This window comes from Corallococcus sp. AB018, from assembly GCF_003986945.1.
GTDB classification, from domain to species: Bacteria; Myxococcota; Myxococcia; order Myxococcales; family Myxococcaceae; genus Corallococcus; species Corallococcus exiguus.
In genome coordinates this window covers 1-26,453 of record NZ_RAWR01000155.1, presented here as the reverse complement: position 1 = coordinate 26,453, position 26,453 = coordinate 1, and the positions used below count along the sequence as shown (strand labels likewise).

Below are 26,453 nucleotides of genomic sequence, written 5' to 3'. Positions count from 1 at the left end.
AGGCAACCTGGGGCGTGTCTGTCTCGGCCCTCGCCAGCAGGGCCACCCCTCCGATGAGGGTGAGGAACACCTCCACGAAGCTGAGGAACAGGGCGAGTCCCAGCGACATCACCCCGTGGCCCTCCGGGAAGCTGCGGCGCGGGTCGCTCTGGCCATACTGCACCTGGATGCGGTCCCCGGGGCGCAGCCGCTTCCACAGCTTCGAGGAGATGTTCCGCCGGTGCTCCTGGCGCTCACCGCCCTGGGGCGTGAAGGCGTAGACGAGGATGTAGTCGCTGTCATCCGAGGCCGCGAGGAACTCCTTCTTCACCACCGTGCCTTCCGCGTGCAGCCCCTCCGCCAGGAGGGCCATGTCCCGCCGGTACGACCCCCAGGTCAACACCAGCATGGACGCGCCCAGCACCACGAACGTCGCACCCAGGACCCGCGCCGCGAAGAGAGCCACGCCGTGCCTCCTGCCCGCCTTTTAAGCGGGCACCCGGCGACGCGAAACGGCAATGCCCTCCACGCCCCGCCGTAGAGCCAGCGCGCGGGTCCCTCCCTGGCGTCGCGTTCGCCGAAACGCCATGCTCCCGCGCGTCCTGTCCGGAGGTACGCACCGTGTCCCTGTTCGATGCCGTCGCCGCGGGTGACCGCGCCGCCTTGAGCGCCCAGCTCGACGCGGGCGCGGACCCCAACCCCTTCGACGACGAGGGCCGTACGCCGCTGATGATGGCCGCGCGCTCGGGTCAGGACGACCTGGTGCAGGCGCTCCTGGATGCCGGCGCGGACCCCTCGCTGCCGGACTCCGTGGGCGAGACACCGTTCGTCGCCGCCGCCGCCTACGGCCACTTCCGGGTCTGCGCGCTCCTGTCCCCGCACGCCACCGCCGACGAGAAGGACATGGCGCGCACGCTGCTCAAGAACCAGGGCATCGACGAGATTCCCGCGCGTCCCTCGCGAGCGTCCGAGGTCGCGCCCGACGACTTCCGCCGCAAGCTCGCCTCCGCGGGCGCCTACGTCGCGGGCAAGCTGGGCGACGCCGGCGCCACCAAGCGCCTGGAGCGCGTGCTGCGCTCGGAGGGCAACGCGCCCAAGGGTTCCTTCAAGGGCCGCAAGTAGTCTTCCAGCCCGGAAAGGCGAAGGGCCCGGCCGCTCCCACCGTGGGGAGCCACCGGGCCCTCGTCACATCTGGAGCCGGACCTGCGTTACTCCGGCTTGGCGCTCACCACGGGGCTGGGGCTCACGGTGCCGCCCTTGTTGGTGGTCTCCATGGAGTCCGCGACCAGCTCGGTGATGTCCTTGATTTGGATCTGCTCACGACCGGTGTCGTTCTTCGCGTCGTTGAGCATCGTGGAGCAGAACGGGCAGGCCACCGCGACGATGCCCTTGCCGCCCGGCTCCTTGTAGTCGCCCACCATGCCCGGCTTCTTCTTGTCCGCGGCGTCGGGGTAGGGCGTGTTGGGATCCTCCGCGTGCTTGAGCGTGAGGGCCGCCTCGTTGATGCGGTTGTGGTTGATGCGCGTGCCGATGTGCTCTTCCATCCACATCCGGCCGCCACCGGCGCCGCAGCAGAAGCCCTCGCGCTGGCTGCGCTGCATCTCCACCACTTCCAGGCCCGGGATGCTCTTGAGCACTTCACGGGGCGCGTCGTACACGCCGTTGTGCCGGCCCAGGTAGCAGGGGTCGTGGTAGGTCAGCTTCGTTCCGGCGTTCATCACCGAGGACAGCTTGATGCGCTTGTCCTTGAGCAGCTCGTTGATGAGCTGCGTGTGGTTGATGACGCGGTACTCGCCGCCGAACTCCGGGTACTCGTTCTTGATGGTGTTGAAGCAGTGCGGGCACTGCGTGATGACCGCCTTCACGCCCATCGCGTTCCAGGACTCGACGTTCGTCTTGGCCAGCGTCTGGTACAGGTACTCGTTGCCCATGCGGCGCGCGGAGTCGCCGTTGCACATCTCCTGCTTGGACAGCGTCGCGAAGGACACGCCCGCCTCGCGCATGATCTTCACCAGCGCGCGGCTCACCTTCTTCTGCTTGTCGTCGTAGCTGCCCGCGCAGCCCACGAAGAACAGGTACTCGTACTCGCCGCCGTCACCCCAGGTGGGCAGCGCCAGGTCCGCCGCCCACTCGTCGCGCTGGTCCTGGCCGATGCCCCAGGGGTTGCCCTGGCGCTCCATGCCCTCGAACACGCGCTGGATTTCCGCCGGGAACTCCGCCTTCACCTGCACCTGGTAGCGGCGCATGTCGATGAGGCGCGGGACGTTCTCGATGAACACCGGGCAGGCCTGCTCGCACCAGCCGCAGCTCGTGCACGCCCACACCGTCTCCGCCTTCAGCGCGCTGCCGACAATCTCAGGCAGGGGCTCCTTCACGCCGTTGGGGCCGTAGCCTTCCTCCACCCAGCGCTCGTTGTCCCAGAGCCAGTGCTTCAGGTCCTGGTTCACGGCCTTGTGCGTGAGCGGCTTGCCCGTGATGTACGTGGGACAGTGCGTCTGGCACCGGCCACACTCCGTACAGGAGTACAGGTCCAGGCCGTTCTTCCAGGTGAGGTCCTTCACCGTGGCGGCGCCGAACTCCTCCTTCTCCAGGTTGGGCGTGGGCAGCTTGCCGGTGGAGTGCGTGCGCTGGAAGAAGACGTTGGGCAGGCCCGTGATGATGTGGAAGTGCTTGCCCAGCGGCAGGAAGTTCAGGAACGCCAGGATGATGGTCAGGTGGATGAAGAAGCCCGCCACGCCCAGCACGTGCGACGCCGTCACGCCCAGGGGCATCATCGCCAGGCCCGTCAGGCTGGTGACGGGCTCCCACCACACCATCGCGGACGGCGCCGCCGGCACCTGCGTGGCGCCCACCGCCACCTGCTGCGCGGCGGCGTGCGCGGCCACCATGTGGCTGCCACCGAACATGAACTCGGTGATCATCAGGCCCGCGATGAAGCCCAGGATGAGGTAGGCCTCCCAGGACTGGGACATGCGGTCCGGCTTCACCTTCCAGCGCGTCCACACGAAGTACGCCACGCCCGCGAGCGCCAGCGCCGCGACCACGTCCTTGGTCAGCAGGTACACCTTGTAGAGCAGCAGCAGCGGCGGCGCGGCGTCCCAGGCCGGGTGGCTCAGGTCGGTGAGCACGTCCAGCGCGGTGGACGAAAAGCCCATCGCGAACATCATGATGGTGCGCAGCGCCAGCACCATGAACGCCGCGTAGATGAAGATGTGGAACAGGCCCGGGGTGAATTCCTCTGGATCCACCATGCGCTTCTGGCCCAACCCGAAGCGCACCAGCTGCGCCACGCGGTAGGGGATGTGGTCCAGCCGGTTCTCCTTCTTCATCGCGAGCAGCACGCCCACGCGGCCGGACATCGTGATGATGAAGATTGAGACTGCGCCTGCCAGCAGCAGGCCGGTGATGATGGGGTTCATGGAACCTCGGGACCCTCTGGGGCCGCACGGCGGCAACGCCGGTTGCTGCGACGCGGCAATTCTGGAGTGATTGTCAACCCTAGCAGGGGTGATTCGCGAATCAAGCGCTCTGCGGGGACCGTGTCCCGCAGCGTTCCTTCCACTGCTTCCAGACCGTCGTCCAGGGTGGTGCCCACCCACCCTCCGCCCCAGACCTGCCGTGCGCGAAATCCTCACGCCTGGCGTGCTGGAAGGCAGGCGGCCGGGCGTGGTCTGGCGGAGTGTCCCAGAACTTTGCTGTCCCGAGGGCTTTACAAAATCGGGGCGGGCTCCCAACATGTTCGTAAATCGGTCAAGAAGTGCTTGTAAAGGGACCCGCATGGGGCGGGCCCGGTGACCGACGCAGGGCGTCCAAGGGGACGCGAGCCGTCAAAGGCCGTACACCCCGTGAATGGAGCGCCGAGGAGCCGGACATGAGCCACGACGAGAGCACGTACCTGGACGAGGGTTTGGACGACCTGGAGCTGTCCGCGACGGGTGAAAACGGCCGTTCGGTTCCGCTGGACTCCACGGACGAGCGGCGCTGGGGCCACCTGGACGAAGAGGCCTGGGGCGGCTGGCACGTGGCGGAGTGACGCCCTGCCCCCGCGGCCCGTGGCCTGCGCGGGGGCCTTCGTTGTCGAACCTGTCGGACCGTCGGACAGGTTCCGGGACTTGCACTCCCGGGCGCTGATGCAGTGCGCTGGATGCCGTGACGCTCCCCGTCCAAGGTCGGGTCGAGCCCTCCGGAGCGGTCCCCGGAATGACCGGTGTAGGACCTTCCAGGAAGTAAATCCGTAAATGGCTGAACGAACCCGCCGGAATCCGCGTGTCCGTGGGTGACGCGAGCCGTCCCGAGGCACGCCGGATGGGTGATCGCCGGTGCCGGGTGGAGGCTCGTAGGACCAGGGGTTGGTCGGGTCGGACACGTTGCTTTCACGACCGGAAACCCGACATCCTCCATGAACAGCGACAGGACTTCAGGGCGGACGCGGGCCCGTGCAGGGGCGTCCGGGGCCAGGAGGCCGTCGCGACGGCGATCGCGTCGGTCGAATGAGCGGGATGGGGCCACCCACCATGCGGGAGTGCGGATGAAGCAGACGGCGTGGGCAGTGGAGCGCGACGCGGACGGCGGCCGCGAAGTGCTGCTGCTGGTGACCCTGGAGGCCGAAGCAGAGACGCCTCGGGCCCCGGTTGCGGTGAACCTGGTCATTGACCGGAGCGCGTCCATGCGGGGCGCGCCGCTGGCGGCGGCGGTGGAGGCGGCGCGCGCGCTGGTGGAGCGGGCGGGGCCCAAGGACTACGTGGGCCTGCTCACGTTCGACGCCGACGCGGAGCAGGTGCTGCCCGTGCGCGCGATGGAGCCGGGCGCGAAGGCAGCGTTCCTGAAGACGCTCTCTCGCCTGGACTCCGGCGAGGGCACCGCGCTGCACGAGGCCGTGGAGAACGGCGCGGAGGCCGTGCGGCGCGTGCTGGTGCCGGGCGCCCGGCCGCAGCTGCTCATGCTCACGGACGGCGAGCCCTCCGTGGGGCCCACCGCGCTGGGCGAGTTCAAGGTGCTGGGCCAGCGGGTGCACGACTCCGGCGTGGCGCTGCACGCGCTGGGGCTGGGCAAGCACTACCTGCCGGAGATCTTGGAGGCGCTCACCGGCCCGTCCGGCACGGGCTTCACGCACGTGGACGACGCGGAGGGCCTGCCGCTGGCGGTGGGCGCGCTGGGCGCGGAGCTGTTCGGCGAGGTGGTGGCGGACGCGCGCGTGTACGTGCTGCCCACGGGCTTCGCGGACCTGCGCTGCCGTCACCGCTACCCGTCGCGTGTGGAGGGTGACGCGATGAGCGCCGCGCTGGGAGCGGTGTCGCACGCGTTCCCGCGCCGAGTCCTCTTCGCGGGCGTGCTGGAGAAGGGCGACTGGAACCTCACCGTCACCGCTTCGTACACGGAGCACGGCGACACCCGGCGGCTGTCCGTGCCCGTGACGCGCCTGTTGCCTGACAGCGACGAGGGCCGCTTCGTGCGCGCGGTGTCCGCGGAGCTGGAGCTCGTGTCTCACGAGGCCGCCGCCTGGAAGGCACTCTCCCGCCGTCAGCAGGACGCGGCCGAGCGGGCGCTCGAGGGCGCGGACAAGGGGCTCTACAAGCTGGCCCGCCTGGGCTCCGCGGAGGTCCCCGCGCAGCGGCACGTGGACCGGCTGGCGGACCTGCGCCGGGCGGTGGAGCGCCGTGCGGCCCAGCCGTCCGCCTTGGGAGTGCGCCGGGCCCAGTCAGAGGTGTCGCGCATCACCATGAGCCGCATCGGGCCGGCGCTTCCGGCCGCGGTGAATGTGGGCCCGCCTCCGCGAGCGGCCCTGCCCGCCGTGGCGAACGGCGGCGCGCCTCCACCGCAGGCGGTGACCCTGGACAGCGGGGGGCTCCTGCCCTGGAAGACGGGCGGCGGCGAGTCGTAACCGTCCGGAGTCCCTGAGCGTATGGGGAAGGCGCGGGGGCCCGGGGTGGTCCCTGACGCCGGGCGTGCGGGCATGCGGAATGCCCGGCTGCCCGGAAGGTTGAGTGCATCCCGCGGGGACGCATCCCAGGTAGCACGGCGTTTCCAGGTGGATTAACGGGAGTCGCATGACGCATCGGTGGAGCAAGAGGTCTGGAAGCCGGCTCGGTGGGCTGGGCGTGGTGGGCGCGTTGCTGCTGGCGACGTGGGCCCAGGCCGCGCTTCCGCCCACCGCCGTGGGCAGCACCGCGCCGGACGAGGGCGACCCGCGCCTGGAGGGTGCGCTGCTCCTGGACGCCACGCAGGTGAAGGCGGGCGGCGACTTCCGCGTGGGCGTGCGTCTCAAGCTGGACCCGGAGTGGCACGTCTACTGGAAGAACCCGGGCGACTCCGGCCTGGCCACGGAGGTGTCGTGGGATGTGCCGGGCGTCACGGTGGGGGATTTGCGCTGGCCCTTCCCCAGCACGTTCCGCACGCCGGACGGCTTCATCACCACGCACGGCTACCACGACGAGGTGCTGCTGTTCGCGCCCGCGCACGTGTCGAAGGACGCCACGGGTACGCTGAACGTGTCGGCGGCGGTGGACGCGCTCGCGTGCAAGGTGCACTGCATCCCCGCGCAGCTGGTGCTGACGCGCACGCTGCCGGTGGGGCCGGAGACGGTGACGGATCCGGAGTTCGCGCCGCAGTTCGACGCCGCGCAGGCCCAGGTGCCCTCGCTGGTGGGGGCGCAGGGCGCGCCGCGCGTGGCGCTGGCGTTGGATGGCACGTCGCTGACGGCGGGCAAGCCGTTCACCGGCAAGCTCACCGTGACGGCGGCGGACGGCAAGCCCTACGCGGGAGACGTGGAGGGTGACTTCTTCGTGCCCGGCCGCATCCTGGGCGTGGACAGCGTGGCGCTGACGAAGACGGCGCCGGGGACGTTCGCGCTGAAGGGCCAGGCGTCGTCGGTGGTGCCCAAGGGAGAGCCCCGGCTCACGGGCGCGCTGCGCCTGGGCACGAAGGCCACGGGCTTCACTGCGGTGGACGTGGACACGGCACTCGCGCCGGTCGTTGCGGACGGCACGGTGGCGGGCGTGGCGCCCCTGAAGGTCCCGTCGGTGAAGGACGCGGTGGGCAAGGTGAAGCCCTCGGCCGCGGCTCCAGTGGCGTCGGGTGAGTCGCCGCTGGGGCTGGGCGTCGCGCTCCTGTTCGCGTTCCTGGGCGGCGCGCTGCTCAACCTGATGCCGTGCGTGTTCCCGGTGCTGGCGCTCAAGGTGTACGGCTTCACGCGGATGGTGCAGGAGGAGAAGGGCAAGGTGGCGCCGCACGCGGCGGCGTACGCGGGCGGCATCCTGGCGACGATGCTGCTGCTCGCGGGCGCGGTGCTGGCGGTGCGCGCGGGTGGTGCCAGCGTGGGCTGGGGCTTCCAGTTCCAGGAGCCGCTGTTCGTGGCGGCCGTGAGCGCGGTGCTGGTGGCGTTCGCGCTCAACCTCTTCGGTGTCTACACGCTGGGCGCGGACGGCACGGCGCTCGCGGGCAAGGTGGACCAGAGCCACGGGCTGATGCGCAGCGCGGGAGAAGGCGTGCTCGCGGTGGTGCTGGCGACGCCGTGTTCGGCGCCGCTGTTGGGCACGGCGGTGGGCTTCGCCTTCGCGGCGGGCCCGGCCACGGTGGTGGCGGTGTTCGTGGCGCTGGGGCTGGGATTGGCGCTGCCCTTCTGCGTGCTGGTGCTGGTGCCGGGGCTGATGAAGCGGCTGCCCAGGCCGGGCATGTGGATGGAGCGCGGCAAGCAGTTCCTGGGCTTCGCGCTGTTGGGCACGACGGTGTGGCTGGTGTGGGTGATGGGCGGCCTGGCCGGCGTGGACGGCATGGCGCGGCTGCTCGCGTTCCTCATCGCGGTGGGCCTGGTCACGTGGCTGTACGGCCAGTCGCAGGGGCTGGAGGGCGGGCGCCGGGGCGTGACGGTGGCGCTGGCGGTGCTCGTGCTGGTGGGCTCGGGCGCGGTGGCGCTGCGCTTCGAGGAGGCGCAGGCGTCGCTGGAGACGCGCGGCGCGGTGGCGTCGCACGGTGGAGCGCAGCCCTGGGATGAGGCGGCGGTGACGGCGGCGCTGGCGGCGGGTCAGCCGGTGTTCGTGGACTTCACGGCGGACTGGTGCCTCACGTGCAAGTTCAACGAGCGCACCGTGCTGTCGCGCGACGACGTGCGGCAGGCGTTCCTGAAGCACAACGTGGCGTTCTTCGTGGCGGACTGGACGCGGCGGGACGCGCGCATCACCACGAAGCTGGCGGACCATGGCCGCGCGGGTGTGCCCATGTACCTGGTGTTGAGCCCGGGCGCGCCGGACAAGCCGGAGGTGCTCAACGAGCTGCTCACCGCGGACAGCGTCATCACGGCGGTGCAGCGCGCGGCGGAGTGTGGGTCGCCGTTGAAGGGTGGCTCGGTGGTGTGCGCCCGGCCTTGAGCCGGGAGTGAAGTCGGGTTTGTGTTGTTCGTTCGTGCGCAGCGTTCAACTCATTGGAGGTTCCGTCATGAAGCAGGTCTTCAAGGCACTCGCTCTCACCGCGGCTTTCGTGTCCGCTCCCGTCTTCGCGGCTGACAACGCGGAGGTGGGCAAGCCCGCTCCGGCGTTCACGCTGAAGGACGAGGCGGGCAAGGCCCACTCGCTGTCCGAGTACAAGGGCAAGGTGGTGGTGCTCGAGTGGACGAACCCGGAGTGCCCGTTCGTGAAGCGGCACTACGATGCCAAGACGATGCAGAACACGCAGAAGGGCTTCGACGCGAAGAAGGTGGTGTGGCTGACGGTGGACTCGTCCTCCACGCACAACGCGAAGAGCGCCGCGGACTGGAAGAAGAAGGAGGGTTTCAGCCAGCCGGTGTTGCTGGACACGGACGGCGCGGTGGGCAAGAGCTACGCGGCGAAGACGACGCCGCACATGTACGTCATCGACGGTGAGGGCGTGGTCCGCTACGCGGGCGCCATCGACAACGACCCGCGCGGCAAGGAAGCCACCAAGGTGAACTACGTGCAGACGGCGGTGGACGCGCTCCTCAACGGCAAGCAGGTGCCGACCGCGACCTCCGAGCCGTACGGCTGCTCCGTGAAGTACAAGAGCTGAGCCTCTGTGACGTCATGAGGTTTGAAGGCCCGTGTTCCCGCGAGGGGACGCGGGCTTTTTCGAAGTTGACGTTGTCTTTTTTCTTCGGGAAATTTCGGACCATCATGCCCGCCGCCGTCCATCCCGAGCTGGAGCCGGGCCGCGTCTATCGGACGAAGGAGCTGGCCACGTGGGGCGTGAATGCGCCCCGACTGGCCCGGCGATTGGTGGGCGAGGGCGTGCTGATTCCCCTGGCGCATGGGCTCTATGCCTGTCCGAAGCGGGGGCGTTTCGGCGTGGTGGCTCCGTCCGATGAAGCCATCATGAAGGCGTTCCTGGAGGGCAGCCCGTTCGTCTTCACCGGGCCTGACCGATGGAATGCGCTCGGGTTGGGATCCACGGCGGTCTTCGCTTCGGCGCTCGTCTACAACACGAAGCGCTCGGGTCGCTTCGAGTTGGGGGGGAGGACCTTCGAGTTGCGGCGGGTCGCCTTCCCCCAGCCCCCGACGCTGGAATGGTTCGTGGTGGATCTCTTCGAGAACGCCGGGAGTGCAGGCGTCGTGCCCGCGGAGCTGACGCGTGCGTTGACGCGCGCACTGAAGCGAGGCGCGTTCGATGCCCGGCGGCTCGGGGAGATGTCTGACCGGTTTGGTAGGCAGAGCACGCGTGAGTGGATCCACGAAGCGATCCGCTCTGCCTCTGCATGACCTTCATCCACGAAGACCTCGAATTCGATCAACTGCTACGAATCGTCGCCGACAAGCGGCGGCTCTCCCTGGGCCTCACAGAGAAGGACTACTGGGTCACCCATACGCTGTGGGCCCTGCATGACGCGGGCTTCGAGGTCTGGTTCAAGGGCGGCACGTCGCTCTCGAAGGGCTTCTCGCTCATCCAGCGGTTCTCGGAAGACCTGGACCTCAAGCTGGAGGCAGGGTCGGTCGAGCTTCCCCGGGTGATGGATTGGAGCCGCACCGGAGCAGGAGCGACGAAGGCCCGCCGGGCGTACTTCGAGGCGCTGGCCGAGCGCATCCAGGTTCCCGGGGCGCGGACGGAGCTGGATATCGACGGAGCGGATCGGTACTGGCGCTCCGCCAGCGTGCGCATCCTGTATCCGGCGCAGCATCTGGGCGGCATGGTGGGAATCCTGCGTCCCTTCGTCCTTCTGGAAGTCGGCAATGCGCGGGTGACACCCTTTGTCCGGCGCGACATGGCGTCATTCGTCCACGAAGAGCTTGAGGCCCAGCAGCAGCTCGCGGACTTCAAGGACAACCGCCCCAGGGCCGTGCGGTGTGTTCATCCCCTGGTCACGCTGTTGGAGAAGGTGGATGCCATCCAGCGACGGCTCCAGAAGGAGCCGTTGGAGCCTGCCACTTTCGTGCGCCACTACGAGGACGCGGCACGCATCATCGCAGCCGAAGATGCGCTACCTCCTTTGCCTGACTACGCGGACGTCCGTGCACTGGCCGAGGAGATGATCCGGCAGAAGCAGATCGATGCGCCTCCTGCTGGTGACGCGCGGCACTTCCTCCCAGGCGGCGAAGGCACCGCGGCCATCCAGGCCGCCTTCGAGGCAATCGCCCCGATGTTCTGGGGACCACGTCAGACGCTGGATGAATCCGTGGCGGCCCTCTGTGCCTGGCTCACCCGGTTTCATTCCGCGTCGCGGTGAGCGTAGTCCGGGCCCAGGCCTTCGATGCGGTAGGCATTGCCGGGGTAGGTGCGGTTGAGCGTCGTCTCCAGGGTCGACGGGTAGCGCTCCAGGGAGACGTGGCGTTTGATGCGCTTGCGCAGCTTGAGGGCGCCTCGGACCAGGCCGCCCACCCAGGCGGGTGGGGATTCGAACTGGATGGCCGGGAGCAGGCGCGGCGGCACCAGGCTGAGACTGATGGGGGCCACCAGCGGACGCAGCGGGCGTGGCACCCAGCCGGCGAGGATGTTCACCGTGGACTGGGCCACGCGGTGGCTGGCGGCGTCGGGGACGAACTCGCGCGCTTCGTAGTCGCGGATGAAGGCATCAAAGGTGGGCTTGTTCTCGGGGATGTCCTTCAGGCTCATGCGGCGGCCGATTTCGCACCAGTAATGGAACCAGGCTTCCTGTTCGTGCTGGGTGAAGGGACGCCAGCCGAACTCCTGCATCCACTGGATGGGGAAGTCGATGAACGTCCACAGCACGAAGAGGAAGTCCTCGTTCGGGATGCGGAAGAAGGAATGGATGTGGTTCATCTGCTCCAGCGAACGGTGTCCCGCCTCGCCCTCCCAGCCGCACTCCATGAACCGCGCGATGAGCATGCGCGTGTCGTCGTAGCGCTTCTGGCCTCGCTTGTTGAACTCACCCGTGCGGTCCAGGAGGCGTGAGACGGAGCGGCTGCCGTAGGTGTGGAAGAGGGCGATCTCCGTGGACCGCACGATGTCGAAGGGGAACTCGTAGTTGGTCAGCAGGTGCACGATGCGCTGGCAGTCACGCCGTGCATCCAGGGAGGCGATCTCCCGGCTCACTTCGGGCAGACGCGCTCGCCAGAACGGCTTCCGATAGATGGGGCCGGGCACGCGAGCGGCGGAAGGCCTTCCCTCGCCGCTGAAGGGACAGCCGGAGGGGACAGCGTCCTCGGGGTGATGGGCCGGGTCGGTCATGGCGGGGCGGCTCCGGGAAGCAAGGCGATTGGTGATGCTACCCCGCTCCATGACGGCATGCCGTGCCCCTGCCGACCCGTGTGTCTGATGCAGTGGCCTTGTCGGGGGATGGGACGCGCCGGACCTTGTCCTGGAGGGCAGGACATCCAGACAGGAGACGCGACCATGGCCAGCAACAAGGGGCCGCCGGTGAAGGGGCCTGAGCGCACGGATACCCACAGCGCGGAGGAACTGGAGCGTGAATCCAGGCACCAGCGCCCGGGCACCGAACGGGGCGACGTGACGGACGAGGACGTGGGCGAGGACCGCATCCTCCAGAAGGGCATTGGCGGCTACGGCGCGCAGGAGGGCACGGAGCCCGCGAGGGAAGCGCCGCCGCTCAGCGACGACGGCGACCGGTAGCGTTGGCCGTCGCTCGGCGGGCGGGGGCGCCGGGGAGCCGAGCCGCGGAAACCTGTCCAACAGTCGGACAGGTTTTGAGGCCGCGCCGGGCGGGAGGCGCACGGCCTGGAGGCCTGGGAGCCTAGAGTGCCGCCATGGCCTCCGCCCGCCTCGTGCGTTCCTGCTGCGTCCTGGTGTTGTTGTTCTTCGCGATGCCAGGGGTGGCGCAGGAGACGCCTGCCCCGGACGCAAAGGCGTGGCTCGCGCGGCACAACGCGGAAGCGGTGCGTGTGAACCAGACCGCGATGGGCATCCTGTTCGGCTGGGCGGTGCTGAACATCGGCACGGGCGTCGCCGGACACTTCGCGAGCGAAGGCGAGACGCGGGCCTTCTTCCAGGCGAACGCGGCCTGGAACGTGGTGAACCTGGTCATCGCGGGGCTCGGCTATCACGGGCAGGCGACGGCGGATCCGGCCTCGTGGGACCTGGCGCGCAGCCTGTCCGAAGGGCAGCGGATGGAGAAGGTGCTGCTCCTCAACGCGGGCCTGGACGTGGGCTACATCGCCTTCGGCGGGTTCCTGTGGGAGCGCGGAATGCGCAAGGACTCGGAGCGCCTGCGAGGCTGGGGCAAGAGCGTGCTCGTGCAGGGCGCGTTCTTGTTGGTGTTCGATGGCGTGCTCACGTTCCTCAACGCGAAGCTGAACGGGGAGCTCACGGCGCGCCTGGTGCCCGCGCCGGATGGCGTGGGCTTGATGCTGACGTGGCCGTGAGCCTCAGACGCGCGCGTGCCATTCGAGCCCGCCGGGCAGGGGCCGTGCCGCGAACTCCAGGTGGATGACCCGTCGGTGCGCGGGGACGCGTGACGGTGACGAGGCGTGCAGCAGCAGGGGCCGCATCACCAGCAGTCCGCGGCGGGGCACGAGGCAGTCCACGGGAGCGCTTCGTTCGAGCCAGCCGGGGATGCTCGATGAGGACAGTCGCCCTTCACGGTGTGAGCCCACGAGTACGCGCACGGGACCGTTGTCCTCTCCGCAGTCGTCCAGGTGGACGCGCACCGCGACCATGCCTTCCAGGACGGACGTGGGGGGCTGCACGCAGGGCACACCGGCCTTCTCCGACCAGGGACCGAAGCCGGGCACGTCGCGGCGCTCGCGCACGGCGACGGTGAGGTCCTGGTGCCAGATGACCTTCCAGTTCGCGTCCGGTGTCTTGTCGAACAGCAGGCCTCGCACCGCGAAGCAGTGTGGGCCCAGGACGGATGCAGCGGCTTCGCGTACCGGATTTGAGCGGGCCAGCTCGCGGACGGCGGGCACGTTCTCCAGCAGGTTTCGCACGCCGCCTCGCCGCTGGGAGGTCGCGGCTTCTTCATTCACGGGACGCAGGGCCTGGAGCAGGGCATCCGCGGTGGCCGGCGTGATTCCGTGCGGGAGGATGGCGAAGCCCTCGCGCTCGATGCGTGCGGCCAGCTCCTCCGAAGCCATGTCGTGCGCCGTCGATGGGGACATCGTGGAGCGCAGCATAACGGGGGCGCGGTTCCACGCGGGACACCTGCCCGGTGGAACCGGAGCCCGGAAGGCTCAGGCCGCCACCGGTTCGCGGCGGTGGCGGGCCCGGGCGGAGACGTCCTTGCGGCGGCCCTTGCGCAGTACGTCCAGGTGCACCTCTTCCTCGGTGGCGAGCGCCATCAGCCGCTGCAGGTCGTCCACGCTGTTGACGGGCCGGCTGTTGATGCCGAGCAGCAGGTCGTCCGGCTGAAGACCGGCATCGTCCGCGGGCGTGCCCTCCTGCACCTTCAACACGCGCACGGCTCGCGGCTGGCCGGTGTCCTTCGCGAGCGCGGGCTCCAGGTTCACCGCCGTGGCGGCGATGCCCAGGAACTTCCGGTCCACCCGGCCGCGCTGGATGAGCAGGCTCGCGACCCAGGCCGCCGTGGTGGCGCTCACCGCGAAACCAATCCCCTGTGCGAACGGCAGCACCAACGTGTTGAGCCCCACCACGCGCCCTCGCGTGTCGAGCAACGGCCCGCCGGAGTTGCCCGGGTTGATGGCTGCGTCCGTCTGGAGCATCCCCTCCAGGATGACGCCGTCGGGCAGCGTGATGCTGCGGTTGATGGCGCTCACCACGCCCAGCGACACCGACTGCTCCAGGCGGAAGGGATTGCCAATGGCCATCACCAGCTGCCCTACCCGCACCGTCTCCGGATCCGCGAGCGGCAGCGTGGGGAAGTCATCGCCTTCCGCACGCACCACCGCGAGGTCCGTGGGTGCATCCCCGCCCACCAGCGTGGCCCGGCGCTCCTCGCCGTTGTGGAGCTGCACGGTGAGGCGCTTGGGCGTGCGCATCACCACGTGCCGGTTGGTGAGCACGTAACCATCCGGTGTGAGGAACAGGCCGGTGCCGTGGCCGCGCGCGTGCTCCACGCCCACCACCGCCGGAGCCGCGCCGGCCACGAGTCCTTCCAGGTCATCCGAGAGTTGCTGCAATAGTTTCATCGCCGGCTCCTTTCAAGAACGCTTGCCCACGGTGATGGGCACCTCGCGCAGTTCGCCCGCGCGCAACACCTTCGCCTGGATGGACGCGCCCACCTTCTCGTCGCCCAGGTAGCCCAGCAGGTCCTCCACGCCGTGCAGCGTCTGGCCGCCCAGGCTCACCAGCACGTCGCCCAGCACCAGCCCGGCCTTCTGCGCGGGCCCGTCCGGATCCACGGAGAGCAGGATGAGGCCCGCCTTCGTGCCTTCGATTTCACGCGGCAGGCGCACCGGGTAGGCGCCCACGCCCAGGTAGCCGCGGCGGATCCCGCCGTGTTCACGCAGGGAGTTCGCCACGCGCGTCAGCGTGCCGCCGGGGATCACGACCGCGGCGGTGCGGGAGAAGGCCGCCGTGGGGATGCCCAGGAAGCGGCCCTGCGCGTCCACCAGCGCGCCGCCGGAGAAGCCCGGAGGCAGGTCCGCGTCGGTCTCCAGGTAGCGGTCCACCTGGCCGCCCGCGTGCGTGCGCCAGTCGCCGCCGAACGCGCTGACGATGCCCAGCGTGGCCCGCGCCGTGCGTCCCGGCCGGCCGATGGCCAGGACGATGTTGCCCACCTTCACGTCATCGAGCGGCGCGGGCGCGAGCGCGGTGAGTCCACTGGCGTCGGCCTTGAGGAGCGCGAGGTCGGTGCTCGGGTCGCGGCCGACAAGCTCGGCGGACACCGAGCGGCCGTCCGCGAGGCCCACCTGGATGGAGCCCTCGTGCTCAACGGCGTGGCTGGTGGTGAGGATGTGACCGTCGGCGTCCCAGATGACGCCGCTGGCACCCCGGCGACGGCGGGCCTCGACGCGGACGAGGGAGGGAGCGATGCGTTCGACGACGGCGGAGATGGACTGCGAGAGGGACTGGAGGGTGTCGGTGGACATGGCGTGTTCCTTTCGAGCCTGAAACTAAAGGGCTCGAAATCGCGCCACATCGGCGGACCGGGCAGGACGGCGACCTACCCATTCAGGCAGGGAGCCTCTCCTTCCAGTCAGGACCCTGGTGCTTCGGGCAGGGTGATTCAGCTCACCTTGCGGAAGCGCTCGTAGCGCTCTTCCAGATAGAGCTTCTTGGGGCGCAGTTCCTTCGCGCGCGGCAGTTGGAGCGTCTTGCCCACGAAGCCCTTCAGCGCGTGCTCCAGCGTGGGGCCGTCCCGGGTGGCGAGCAGGCTGGGCGCCAGCTCGATGACGCCGTCGGGTCGGAAGCCCATCAGGTTCGTGTCGAAGGCGCCGTGGTGGAGCCGACAGAGCGCAAGCCCGTTGGGGACTTCCGCGTGGCCTCGCTCGTCGCGGTCCGGAAGGATGTGTGCGCCGTCCAGCAACTCCATGCGAGGAAACGCGCAGACCGCGCAGCGGTGTTCGTAGGCGTTCAGGACATGCTGACGGAAGGCTGCCTGATGCAGTCGCTTCTTGGCCTGCACCGTCGTGTATCTCCGTTCCAGGGGTAGCAGCTTCGCGTCCGCCACATAGCGCTGAGGCTGGAGTTGCTTCACGGTTTCAGGCTCGGACACCACGACGTGGAAGGAGTGCGAGGCGCGGTCCACGTCGGAGATGTAGACGGGCCACAGGGGCCGGTAGAAACCGGGCTCGATGCCGTAGAAGTAGATGAGCGGTGCGTCCAGTTGCTGCGCGCGCAGGAGCCGACGGTTGTCTCGCGCCTCCGCGTCCGTGCCCTGGAACTTGTAGAGGAAGGCTCCGTCCGAGGCGATGTTGTCATCGTCGTACCGGGCGACGCGGCTTCCGCGCGGCACGGTGGTCTTGATGGACAGCGCCGTCTCCTGCATCTGCCGGGGCCAGAAGATGCCGCGCGTCCGGTTGGCGAACAGGTGCTGCTCGCCGTGGAGCTGGAAGCCCTCCGCGATGATTTCCCACGGCAGCACTTCACCGTGCCGCTCCACCAACGCCTGCAAGGCATTGAAGGCCGCCAGTCGGATGGCCTGGTCGTTGTCGGAGGGCGTGGGCACGGTCCACGACCAGGTTACCAGGCTCAGCCCCGTTCGAGCAGGGCTCCCCCCGGGCCGAAGCCCAGGGACAGGCACAGCACGCGGCGTCCCTTCACCTGCGGAGCCCGCCGCGCGGATTCGGCCGCCAGCTCCGCATCGTTGAGAACGAGCACATTGCCTCCCGTGTCCGGCAGGCCCGCCTGGGCGAGGATGTCCGGGACCAGGGAGGCCGTGCCCTCGAAGCCGTAGGTGCAGCCTCCGGGCATCAGGGCCTCATCCAGCGGACACGGCAATGCCAGACACAGCGCATCCGGAGGCTCGCGCGAGTCCTCCGCGAGGAACGTCCGCAGCGCTCCCGAGATGAACGCCACCGTGTCCCGGATGTGATGGCCGTCCGCGGGACGCGGCTGACCGATGAACAGCGGGGGCAAGTTGGTGAGGTTCCGTTCAACGACACGAGTGGCTCCTGGACGCGCGAGCTTGATGCTCGTCTGGCCCACGTCCACGCAGAGCGGACTTCGCGCACCCTTGGCTTCCAGCATGCGCAGCCCCGCGCGCACGGGGGCGAAGCGCGGTGACAGCGCGATGTGCACCGGTCGGCGCAGCGACGCCGTGGCCTCCCTCAACGCGGCAGGAAAGCCGTCCAGCTCCGCCAGACCTCCACTCAGGTACGCCGCATCCGGCGCGTGCTTCTTCACCAGCAGCGAGAGCGCTTCCGCCAGCGGAAGCATCACGCGGGCCGCGAGTTTGGCTCCGGGAACTCCCGCACGCCGGTCGTCCTCCACCCACGGGGAGCCCAGCAGCTCCCACAGCTCGCGCCCGAACACGGGCAGGTTCCACACCTCCAGCGGTGTGATTCCTTCAGGGGGATGCCGGCGAGGACTCCACCTGGAGGCGCTCATGCCACGAGCCCGGCGATGCGTTCAGCGGCGGTCTTCGCCCCATCATGCGCGCGGTAGGAACGGGAGATCTCCTCCACGCGGTCGCGCATCGGCGACTTCGGTGCCAGCAATTGCGCGATGGCTTCGCGGCACGACTCCACCGTGAGGGTCTTCGGGTCCCTCGCGAGCCCTGCTCCGGCCTTCTCCAGGAAGTGCGCCTGCACGGGCTGGTCGTTGCACACCGGCAGCAGCAGCATCGGCACTCCCGCCGTCATCGCCTCCATCACGGAGTTGGCGCCGCCGTGGGAGATGAACGCCGCCGCGCGCTCCAGCACCTGCCGCTGCGGCGTGTAGCGCACCGCCACCACGTCACCGGGCAGCGTGCTCGGGAAGTCCGTGTCCGCCAGCTCGCCCGCGCACAACACCAGCGTCACGCCGAAGGGCTTCGCGGCCTCAGCGATGAGCCGGAACAGCTCCGGCTGATACGAAATCTGGCTGCCGAAGGACACGTACAGCACCGGCTTTTCGCCCAGCCGCTCCCAGGGGAAGGGCATCTCGTCGCCCCGTGGCTCCGGCGGAATGGACGGACCCACCAGCAGCGTGTCCGGGGGCACTCCCGCGTCCGGGCCCAGGAAGGCCTCGGTGGCGAAGATGATGTTGAGCCGGGGCGACAGGCACTCGCAGGTGCGGAAGCGAGCGTCGAAGCCGTGACGGCGGAACAGGGCCTGACGGTCGTCCTTCAGCGCCCGCACGTTGCGCAGCAGGGGAATCTCCGGCCTTGGCTCCAGCAGCGTCAGCGCGGAGGACACGCCTGCCCAGGGAATCCCTTCCGTGTGCGCCGCGAGCACCGCCGCGTACTGCATCCCGTCCAGCGCCATCACGTCGGGACGGAAGGCGCGCACCACTTCGCGCACGGGTTCCAGCATCGAGGGGACCGAATCCAGCAACAGGCCCCGGATCCACTTCCCCAGCGCCACGTCATCGAGCACCAGCTTCGCCAGCGCTTCGCCTCCCGTCTCGATGCCCGGCGTCGTGGCTTCGGCGTGCGGCAGGCGCAGCACCTCCACGCCCAGGGATTCGAGCTGCGGCGCGGGTTCGGGGATGCACAGCCAGCCGACGGTGTGCCCCAGGCGGCGTAGCCACTGGGCCACGCCGACCATCGGGTTGAGGTGGCCCTTTTCGGGCGAGGTGGCGATGAGGACTCGGGACATTCAGGGGGGCGCCTTGGTGTGGGCCTGGAGCATGACCAGGGACATGAGGCGCATCAACAACCGATCCATCGGTCCGGCCTGCGCGTCATCGGGGGACATGCGGATGTAGCGAGTCATCAAGCCCAGCATCGCTTGCGTATCGATGACCTCGAGGGAGTACAGCCGATCGGGAGAGAGCCAGGCGCGATACAGCTCCAGCCAGCGTGACCGCACCGGACTGGAGAGGGCGGTATGCCCATACCGGGGCGTCTTGCGCGCGAGGCGGACCTCGTCCGGCACCAGGGACCGCACCGCGTGCCGGAACAGCCACTTGCCGAACCCGTCCCTCTGCAGCACGGACTCCGGCAGGGCCAGCGCCACCCGCGCGAAGCCTTCGTCCAGGTACGGCGTGCGGACCGTGAGCCCATGGGCCCGGGCGCCCCGCAGCTCGGGCGGGAGGATGAGCTCGGCCAGCACCCACTTCGCGTACCGCAGCTCCTCGGAGGGGAGCGCCTCTTGCGAGGGCAGCTCCCACGGCGCGGGCAGCGAGGCGAGCACGGTCCCCAGGTTGTCCACAGGGGGGCCGCGCGACGCGTGATCGCTGTTCAGGCGCTCGGAAACAGTCCTCAAGTTGTCCACAGGTGTGGAGTCTTCACGGCGTCCCACGGCTTGATCGGAAGCGCCGTTTCCAGAGGGGAAATGCCCCGTGGATGGCTTTGATTCCTGATCGCCACGCGGAGCCCTGCCCAGGGGCCTCCCCGAGTTGTCCACAGCCCCCCGTGCCACTCCGGGGGACCCTGCATGATCGCGCGAGCTGGCTCGGAACGGCGTCCGCAAGTTGTCCACAACCGGCAGGGCTTCGAGTTTCAGGGCCCGCAGGGCCAGCATCCGGTCTTCATCCACGCGGGCCTTCGCGGAGGCGAGCGCGCCCGGGGTGCCCTGGAGCACTTCGTCCGCCCCCGCGCCGCTCAGGAGGGCCGGGCCCGCGCCCTGCCGCCGGGCCTCCAGATAGAACACGTAGCTGGCCACGGCCCGGGCGTTGAGGATGACCGTCTGGTTGGCGAGGACCGCGTGCTCGAACAGGTCCGGGAGCACGGAGTCCGGGATGAGCACGTCCACCAGCTCCGCGCCCGTCACCTTCGCCATCCGCCGCGCGTTGCTCCGCTCCACCGCGTCCGCGAAGTGCACGTCCATCGTCCACGCGCGCACCTTTCCTGGTGCATGCCGCGCGGCCATCGCGCACAAGGCCGCGCTGTCCACCCCGCCGCTCAGGCTCACCTCGTGCGTGCCCGCTTCGACATGCGCCCGCACGGTGTCGGACCAGGCGGCCAGCAGCCGCGCCGCGAGCCCGTCCTCATCCCGTGCCTCCGCCTCCCGGATGACTCGCGGCAGCGCCACGCCGATGGGCTCAGTGTCCGGCAGCAGGTCCGCGTTGGACGCACGGGCATGGAACAGCAGGTCGCTCATCGCGCGGGGAGACAGGCCACGCGCGGGAGGCACCTTGGGCGGTCGGGTCGGCATGCGGTCCGCATCATAGGGATCTGGGAGTCGCCAGCGGAAAGTCAGGGAGGGTGAGATAACCCTCCTGGACAGCGCGAACAGGGAAGGGCGGGACATGAGGACGGATGCGGTGGACGTCGTGTTGCGGGAGCGCTTCGGGCTGGAGTCCTTCCGGCCCGGACAGCGCGAGGTGCTCACGGAGCTGCTCAAGCCCCACGGCTCCGCGCTCGCGGTGTTCCCCACGGGCGGCGGCAAGTCGCTGTGCTACCAGCTCCCCGCGCTGCTGCTCGAAGGGCTCACGGTGGTGGTGTCACCGCTCATCGCGTTGATGAAGGATCAGATCGACGCGCTGGAGCGGCGAGGCATCCGCGCCGCGCGGTTGGACTCCTCCCTGTCGCTGGAGGAGTCGCGCGAAGTAACGGAGTCCCTGCGCGACGGAACGCTGAAGCTCCTCTACGTGGCCCCCGAGCGCTTCAACAACGAGCGCTTCATGGGGCTCTTGAGCGAACTCCCCATCTCCCTCTTCGCGGTGGACGAAGCGCACTGCGTCTCCGAGTGGGGTCACAACTTCCGGCCGGACTACCTCAAGCTCGCGCAGGCGGCCCGCACGCTCCAGGCCGAGCGCATCCTGGCGCTCACCGCCACGGCCACGCCGCAGGTGGTGCATGACATCTGCGAGGGCTTCGGCATCCCGGAGTCACAAGCGGTCGTCACCGGCTTCTACCGGAACAACCTCACGCTGGAGACCACGCCCACGGGCCTGGAGGCGCGCGATGCCCTGCTGGTGGAGCGGCTCAAGTCGCGCCCGCCCGGCACCACCATCGTCTACGTCACGCTGCAGAAGACCGCGGAGCGTGTGGCGGCGCTCTTGAGCGCGGAGGGCCTGCCCGCCAGCGCCTACCACGCGGGCCTGGAGTCCGAGGATCGCGAGCGGGTGCAGGACGCGTGGACCCACTCCTCGAAGGGCATCGTCGTGGCGACCATCGCGTTCGGGATGGGCATCGACAAGGCGGACGTGCGCGCCGTGTATCACTACAACCTGCCCAAGGGCCTGGAGAGCTACAGCCAGGAGATCGGCCGCGCGGGCCGTGATGGCAACTCATCCGTCGTGGAGTTGCTCGCGTGCCCGGACGACGTGCCCACGCTGGAGAACTTCGCGCTCGGAGACACGCCGCTACCGGAGGCGCTGACGGCGCTGGTGAAGGAGCTGTTGTCCTCGGGGCCGGAGCTGCATCTGGACATGTATGCGCTGGGCAACCGCCACGACCTGCGGCCCCTGGTGTTGCGCACGGCGCTGACGTACCTGGAGTTGGAGGGCGTGCTGCGCCAGGGCACGCCGTTCTACGCGGGCTACAAGGTGCAGCCGGCGGGCTCGGTGGACGCGCTCGTGGGTAGGTTCCAGGGGGAGCGCGCGCGCTTCGTGAAGGAACTGTTCGCGCACGCGAAGAAGGGGCGCACCTGGTACACGTTCGACCCCGCCGAAATCGCGAAGGCGTTGGACCAGCCGCGAGACCGCGTGGTGAAGGCGATCGACTACTTCCAGGAGCAGGGCTACGCGGAGGTGCAGGTGGCCGAACCGCGTCAGCGCTTCACGCGGCTGCGCGAGCGCGAGGACGCGAAGGCGCTCGTGGCCCTGTTGCAGGAGCGCTTCCAGAAGCGAGAGGTCCAGGAGGTGTCGCGAGTGCGCGACGTGCTCCGGCTCGTCACGCACGATGGTTGCCAGAGCAATGCGCTGGTGGCCCACTTCGGTGAGCAGCGTGAAGCACCGTGCGGCCACTGCACCTACTGCCGCACGGGCGTGGCGCGCGTGCTGCCGCCGCCGCACCCGCGGCCGGACCTGCGCGAACAGCTGGACGCGGCCACGTTCCGGTCGCTCGTCGCGAAGCACCCGGAGGCGCTGGGCCATCCCAGGCAGGCCGCCCGCTTCCTCTGTGGTCTGAGCAGCCCCGCGCTCTCCAAGGCGAAGCTCAGCGGTCACAAGCTCTTCGGCACCCTTGCGGAGTGGCCGTTCGCCCAGGTGCTGGCGTTCTGTGAAGGCCGGTGAACGTTCAGCGGATCGCGGCCCGCAGGCTCGGTGAGAAGGGGGGCAGGACGACCTGGGCCTTCGCCCTGAGCGCCTGACGGTCCCTGCCTGCTCCTTCCTGGAGCGCGTGCCGGAAGGGAGCATGGGTGAGCGCCCAGAAGCGCAGCTCACGCCCGAATTCCGAGTCGAGCCGCGCCGCCTTCTGTTCATCGACCCCGAGCGTGGTCGCAAGGCCTCTCAGGACGTCGGCTTGCGGGAGGCCGCTGAAGGTCGATGCCACGGTGTCCGAGGACTCATGGAGGAGTGCCCTCGCGGTGAACGACTCCAGCTCCGTCACGTCCGGGAGCGGGGCTTCGAGGCACGCCTTCGCGTTGACGAGGCCGGCGCCCCACGCGAGCTGGCTCTGAGGCCAGCTGTCACAGGTGGCGCGGAGCACATGGCGGAAGACCTGCGAGAGCGCTGGCCCTCCCTGATACTTCGCGAGCAGGTTGTCCCGGCCATGGTGCGCCAACCAGAGCGCGGCGATTCCCGCGACGGTGGCCGTCGCATACGAGGTGCCGCTGCTCTGACCGACCTTGTCGGCGGGCTGCGCCACCCAGACGTTCTCGCCCGGACCGGTGGCGTCGACCGCCTTGCCCCAGGCAGAGAAGGCCCAGGGCTGCGCGCTCGCGTTGCACGCGGCCATCGTGACGACTTCGTCATACGCGCCCGGCCAGACGACGATGGGGCCCGTGTAGTTGCCTGCGGCGGCGATGACGATGATGTTCTCGCGCACCGCCTGCTGGATGATCCGGTGCAGCCCCGCGTTGGGCAGCCACCCGAGGCTGATGCTGATGACATGGACCCGCCGCTGGATGGCGAACCCGATGGAGTCGCGCAGCCGGTCGACGCCCACGTTGAACAGCACGGGCGAGGGGACGAAGAGCGTGGGCTTCGCGACGCGCAGCGGGATGACCTCTGCCTTCGGCGCGACTCCATCCACGAACAGCTTCGGTCCGTCCGCGCTCGGGTCGTTGTAGGGACTCGACATGACGCTCGCGGTGCCCAGCCCGTGGCCTCCGCCGGGATTCTCCGTCGTGGGGTCATCGTCGATGAAGTCCCAGCCCAGGCTCGGCGTGAAGTTCGGTCCCAGCTCGGAGCTGGGCAGGTAGCCGCTGTCCGGATGGCCGATGAGGATGCCCTCGCCCTGGCTCGTGCCGCCGGCCAGCTGCCACGCCTCGCCTGCCTTCACGAAGCGCGGGCTCCAGTCGCAATCGTTCTCGTTGAGCGTCCCGGGGCCAGCCTCCGCCGGCTGTGCCTTGAGCAGCGTGGGCGCCGTGTCCGTGACGGCGGTTTGTTCCGCGTAGACCGCCTCGAATGCTGGATCCGCATCCTCCACGCTCGGGTCTGTCTGGAGACGGCGCGCCAGCTCCCAAGCTTGTCCCGGCTCGACGCTGCCAGGAGGGAGGAGGTCGAACGCTCGGCCGGTGGGCTCGAACGGCACCGGGCGGATGATCCACGGCTCCGCTCCGACGAGCGCGGCCACGAGCTTCTCCAGGGAGACCCGGTCGAAGCCTTCACGGAGGAGGACGTCGAGAGTGCGGAGCTTCGAGGACTCGAATTGCTCGGGCGGCGCCATGGGCGCACCTGTACCCCTGGGACTTCATGGAGGGATACGGGCCCCCAGGGCGGTGGGTGTGTCGGTTAGACTCCCGCGCCGTGCGCTACGAGCTTCACGACAGCCGCGTCCTCACCTGGTCCCTGGAGACGCACGTCACCACGCACTGCAACCTGCGTTGCGCTCAGTGCTGCCCGCTGTCGCCGCACCTGCCCGCGTGGGCCGTGTCCCCGCAGGCGCTGGCCGAGGACCTGCGCCGCCTCGCGCGCGTGCTCAAGCCCAACGTCTTCAAGCTCACCGGCGGTGAGCCCTTCCTCCATCCGGACCTGCCCGCCGTGCTGGACGTGGTGCGCGCCTCCGGGCTCACCGAACAGGTGTCCGTCACCACCAACGGCTTCCTCGCGCAGAGCGCTCCCGACGCCGTGTACGAACGGCTCGACCGGATGACGCTGTCGTTCTACACGTCCGCGCCCCTGCCCGAACGCTCCATCGCCCGAATCACAGAGCGCTGCGACCGGCACGGCGTCCACCTCACGGTGAAGGCCATCGACCGCTTCCAGCGCATCACCCCGGACGCGCCGCTCACGTCCGACGCGGAGGTGCGGGACGTCTTCGACACGTGCTGGCTCAAGCAGCGCTGCCACCTGGTCCACCAGGGCCGCTTCTTCACCTGCACCCGGCCGCCCCACGTCGCCACCGTCTTCGCCGCGGAGCATCCGCACCTGCCCGCGCTCGTCGAACACGATGGCGTTCCGCTGGATGACCCGGACCTGCTCACGCGCCTGCTGGCGTACCTGGAGCGGGACACGCCGCTCGCCACCTGCCGCCACTGCCTGGGCTCCAGCGGCCCTTGGGAACCCCACGCGCAGCTGCCGCGTGCTCGCGCCGCTTCCTGATCAGGGCGCCGGCGCTCCCGCGTCCGGCGACAATGCGGGCAGCAGGGGCAGCTCCACCGTGAAGACGGAGCCCTGACCCAGGCGGCTCTCCACTCGCACCGTGCCGCCCATGGCCTCCACCAGCGTGCGGGTGATGTAGAGGCCCAGGCCCAGGCCCCCGTAGTGCCGGTCGCTCACCGCGCGCTCGAAGCGGCCGAAGAGGCGCGGCAGGGACTCCTCCGAGATGCCGATGCCCTGGTCCCGCACCGTCAGCGCCGCCTTGCCGTCGCGCGTCTCCAGGCGGACCTGGATGGGGCGCCCCTGGCCGTACTTGATGGCGTTGTCCACCAGGTTCACCACCACCTGCTCCAGCCGCGGCCGGTCCCAGACGCCCATCGTCATGGCGTCCGCGCACTCCAACTGGAGCACGGAGCCGGAGCGCGTGGCGGGGCCCTCGTAGGCGGCCACCACGTCGCGCACCAGCTCCACCAGGTCCATGGGCACGCACTCCAGCGACAGCCGCCCGGCCGCGATGCGCGACACGTCCAGCAGGTCGTTCACCAGCTCCGCCAGCTTCTTCATCTGCCGCGAGCCCACGTCCAGGTAGCGCTCCACCAGCTCGCGCGGCACCGGACCCGGGTGGCGCTCCATCTCGCGCCGCAGCGCCTGGAGCTTGAGGTTGAGCGGCGTGAGCGGCGTCTTCAGCTCGTGGCTCGCGATGGACAGGAACTCGTCGCGCAGGCGCACCGCCTCGCGCGCCTCGCGGTACAGCCTCGCGTTCTCCATGGAGAGCGCGGCGCGGTTGGCCAGCTCCTGGAGGAAGGGCAGGTCCGCGGCCGTATAGCTCCGGCCGGAGCGGTGCGTGGTGACGAAGCTGAGCAACCCCAGCAAACGCTCCCCGGCCACCAGCGGCACCACCACCAGCGAGCGGACGCGCAGCTCCCGGAGCAGCGCGATGCGCTCAGGGTCATTCGTGAACCGCGGGAGGAGGTCGTCGGTGAAGTTCTCGATGAAGAAGGGCTGCCCGTGATGAATCGACCCGGGGCCGGCCATCTTGGGGAGGCCCGATACGTACGTCGTGCGGGACCGCAGCGGTTCCGCGAGCGACTCCGGCTCCGTGGCCGCGTGCTCCACCTCCATGCGCTGGAAGGTGCCGTCCTCCAGCGCGCTGTCGATGAGGCACCAGTCCGCCAGCGTGGGGACCGCCAGGCGCACCACGTTGCGCAGCGTGGCATTGTAGTCCAGTGACGTGGCCAGGAAGGAGCTGGCCCCCGCCAGCAGGCGCAGGTGCTCCTCGTTGTGCGACAGCTCGCGCGCCAGCCGCTCCGCCCGGGCGCGGGCGCGCACCAGGTCCGTCACGTCGAAGCCGAAGCCCGCGATGCCGTCCACCTGCCCGTGCGTGTCGTGCGTGGGCGTGTAGGTGACGTCGAAGATGAACTCCCGGAGGGTGCCATCCGGCTGTGGCAGCTTGAGGGACACCTCCCGGCCCTCGAAGGGGTCGCCCGTCGCGTAGACGTGGTCGAGGATCCGGGCCACGCGCTCCGCCTCCTCCTTCGGTCCCACCTCGCGCGCGGGCAGGCCCAACAGCCGTGGCGGGTTGCCCAGCATCGCGGAGTTGAGGGGGTTGGACAGCTCGAAGACGTGTTGGGGCCCGCGGAAGATGACCAGGTGCGCGGGCGCGCGCATGAACAGTTCGTGCAGACGCGCGCGTTCGTACTCGGCGGCGGCGCGGGAGGCGCGCTCTCGCTCCAGCAGGTCCGCGCGCTCCGCGTTGGCGCGGCGCAGGCGCACGTTGAGCAGCGTCACGAACAGCGAGAGCGCCAGGAAGAAGGCCAGCGCGATGAGGTTGCCGGGGTGGGTGACCCAGTCCCCCAGCGGTGACAGGAAGAAGTAGTCCACCGTCACCAGCGAGAGCGCCGTCGCCACCAGCCCCGGCCCCCAGCCTC

23 protein-coding genes are annotated in these 26,453 nt (G+C 69.6%); 11 read left to right on the top strand and 12 right to left on the bottom strand.

Annotated elements, in window-relative coordinates:
* A partial coding sequence (locus D7Y11_RS28560) for a DUF3592 domain-containing protein (protein WP_148139235.1) occupies nt 1-445 on the bottom strand: 445 nt, incomplete at its 3' end.
* Nucleotides 446-600: 155 nt separating this feature from the next.
* Here D7Y11_RS28560 and D7Y11_RS28555 point away from each other — a divergent pair.
* Entirely contained in the window at nt 601-1,101 is a 501-nt protein-coding gene (locus tag D7Y11_RS28555; RefSeq protein ID WP_126935278.1) for an ankyrin repeat domain-containing protein, read from the top strand.
* Between the two features lie 86 nt (nt 1,102-1,187).
* On the opposite strand, the gene D7Y11_RS28550 is transcribed toward D7Y11_RS28555, so the two are convergent.
* A complete protein-coding gene (locus D7Y11_RS28550) occupies nt 1,188-3,398 on the bottom strand; it encodes a (Fe-S)-binding protein (protein ID WP_126935277.1) in 2,211 nt (736 codons plus the stop codon).
* Nucleotides 3,399-3,850: 452 nt separating this feature from the next.
* Between D7Y11_RS28550 and D7Y11_RS43440 the strand changes: the two genes are divergently transcribed.
* The 6 genes from D7Y11_RS43440 to D7Y11_RS28525 all read left to right on the top strand — a co-directional run bounded on the left by D7Y11_RS43440 (nt 3,851) and on the right by D7Y11_RS28525 (nt 10,645).
* Complete coding sequence (locus tag D7Y11_RS43440; protein ID WP_158620735.1) at nt 3,851-4,012, top strand: hypothetical protein; 162 nt, start codon at nt 3,851-3,853, stop codon at nt 4,010-4,012.
* Between the two features lie 495 nt (nt 4,013-4,507).
* Complete coding sequence (locus tag D7Y11_RS28545; RefSeq protein WP_120578652.1) at nt 4,508-5,860, top strand: VWA domain-containing protein; 1,353 nt, start codon at nt 4,508-4,510, stop codon at nt 5,858-5,860.
* A 166-nt stretch (nt 5,861-6,026) separates the two neighbouring features.
* Entirely contained in the window at nt 6,027-8,342 is a 2,316-nt protein-coding gene (locus D7Y11_RS28540) for a protein-disulfide reductase DsbD (protein WP_126935276.1), read from the top strand.
* 67 nt (nt 8,343-8,409) lie between these two features.
* Nucleotides 8,410-8,997, top strand: a complete 588-nt coding sequence (locus D7Y11_RS28535) for a redoxin domain-containing protein (protein WP_121754834.1) — start codon at nt 8,410-8,412, stop codon at nt 8,995-8,997.
* A 104-nt stretch (nt 8,998-9,101) separates the two neighbouring features.
* Entirely contained in the window at nt 9,102-9,683 is a 582-nt protein-coding gene (locus D7Y11_RS28530; RefSeq protein ID WP_120578649.1) for a hypothetical protein, read from the top strand.
* Nucleotides 9,647-10,645: a nucleotidyl transferase AbiEii/AbiGii toxin family protein gene (locus D7Y11_RS28525; protein WP_233607416.1), complete on the top strand. Its 999-nt coding sequence runs from the start codon at nt 9,647-9,649 to the stop codon at nt 10,643-10,645. The genes D7Y11_RS28530 and D7Y11_RS28525 overlap by 37 nt, the downstream gene beginning before the upstream one ends.
* Here D7Y11_RS28525 and D7Y11_RS28520 read toward each other — a convergent pair.
* The gene (locus D7Y11_RS28520; protein WP_158642007.1) at nt 10,627-11,607 is read right to left on the bottom strand and encodes an oxygenase MpaB family protein; all 981 of its coding nucleotides are present in this window, start codon (nt 11,605-11,607) and stop codon (nt 10,627-10,629) included. The two genes, D7Y11_RS28525 and D7Y11_RS28520, sit on opposite strands and share 19 nt — an antisense overlap.
* Before the next feature lie 165 nt (nt 11,608-11,772).
* Here D7Y11_RS28520 and D7Y11_RS28515 point away from each other — a divergent pair, with 165 nt between their 5' ends.
* A complete protein-coding gene (locus D7Y11_RS28515) occupies nt 11,773-12,009 on the top strand; it encodes a hypothetical protein (protein WP_126935273.1) in 237 nt (78 codons plus the stop codon).
* A gap of 134 nt (nt 12,010-12,143) precedes the next feature.
* The gene (locus D7Y11_RS28510; protein ID WP_126935272.1) at nt 12,144-12,758 is read left to right on the top strand and encodes a hypothetical protein; all 615 of its coding nucleotides are present in this window, start codon (nt 12,144-12,146) and stop codon (nt 12,756-12,758) included.
* A 3-nt stretch (nt 12,759-12,761) separates the two neighbouring features.
* Here the strand turns inward: D7Y11_RS28510 and D7Y11_RS28505 are convergent, their stop codons facing one another.
* From D7Y11_RS28505 to D7Y11_RS28475, 7 genes are all read right to left on the bottom strand, one after another.
* Nucleotides 12,762-13,493, bottom strand: a complete 732-nt coding sequence (locus D7Y11_RS28505; RefSeq protein WP_233597198.1) for a phytanoyl-CoA dioxygenase family protein — start codon at nt 13,491-13,493, stop codon at nt 12,762-12,764.
* Between the two features lie 72 nt (nt 13,494-13,565).
* Nucleotides 13,566-14,480 (bottom strand): S1C family serine protease, encoded by a 915-nt coding sequence (locus D7Y11_RS28500; RefSeq protein ID WP_120597583.1) that lies wholly within the window; start codon nt 14,478-14,480, stop codon nt 13,566-13,568.
* 12 nt (nt 14,481-14,492) lie between these two features.
* Nucleotides 14,493-15,383: a S1C family serine protease gene (locus D7Y11_RS28495; protein WP_120578643.1), complete on the bottom strand. Its 891-nt coding sequence runs from the start codon at nt 15,381-15,383 to the stop codon at nt 14,493-14,495.
* Between the two features lie 137 nt (nt 15,384-15,520).
* Nucleotides 15,521-16,462: an HNH endonuclease gene (locus D7Y11_RS28490; protein ID WP_121761050.1), complete on the bottom strand. Its 942-nt coding sequence runs from the start codon at nt 16,460-16,462 to the stop codon at nt 15,521-15,523.
* A 23-nt stretch (nt 16,463-16,485) separates the two neighbouring features.
* Complete coding sequence (locus tag D7Y11_RS28485; protein ID WP_120578641.1) at nt 16,486-17,343, bottom strand: ROK family protein; 858 nt, start codon at nt 17,341-17,343, stop codon at nt 16,486-16,488.
* Nucleotides 17,340-18,533: a glycosyltransferase gene (locus tag D7Y11_RS28480; RefSeq protein ID WP_121754829.1), complete on the bottom strand. Its 1,194-nt coding sequence runs from the start codon at nt 18,531-18,533 to the stop codon at nt 17,340-17,342. Before D7Y11_RS28480 ends, D7Y11_RS28485 begins: the two co-directional genes overlap by 4 nt.
* Nucleotides 18,534-20,033 (bottom strand): asparagine synthase C-terminal domain-containing protein, encoded by a 1,500-nt coding sequence (locus D7Y11_RS28475; protein WP_158629144.1) that lies wholly within the window; start codon nt 20,031-20,033, stop codon nt 18,534-18,536.
* 94 nt (nt 20,034-20,127) lie between these two features.
* On the opposite strand from D7Y11_RS28475, the gene D7Y11_RS28470 reads away from it, so the two are divergent.
* A complete protein-coding gene (locus D7Y11_RS28470; protein ID WP_126935271.1) occupies nt 20,128-22,056 on the top strand; it encodes an ATP-dependent DNA helicase RecQ in 1,929 nt (642 codons plus the stop codon).
* A 4-nt stretch (nt 22,057-22,060) separates the two neighbouring features.
* Here the strand turns inward: D7Y11_RS28470 and D7Y11_RS28465 are convergent, their stop codons facing one another.
* On the bottom strand, nt 22,061-23,653 hold the full coding sequence (locus D7Y11_RS28465) for a S8 family serine peptidase (protein ID WP_126935270.1): 1,593 nt from the start codon (nt 23,651-23,653) through the stop codon (nt 22,061-22,063).
* A gap of 80 nt (nt 23,654-23,733) precedes the next feature.
* On the opposite strand from D7Y11_RS28465, the gene D7Y11_RS28460 reads away from it, so the two are divergent.
* Nucleotides 23,734-24,528, top strand: a complete 795-nt coding sequence (locus tag D7Y11_RS28460) for a radical SAM protein (RefSeq protein ID WP_120578636.1) — start codon at nt 23,734-23,736, stop codon at nt 24,526-24,528.
* Here D7Y11_RS28460 and D7Y11_RS28455 read toward each other — a convergent pair.
* A partial coding sequence (locus tag D7Y11_RS28455; protein ID WP_126935269.1) for an ATP-binding protein occupies nt 24,529-26,453 on the bottom strand: 1,925 nt, incomplete at its 5' end.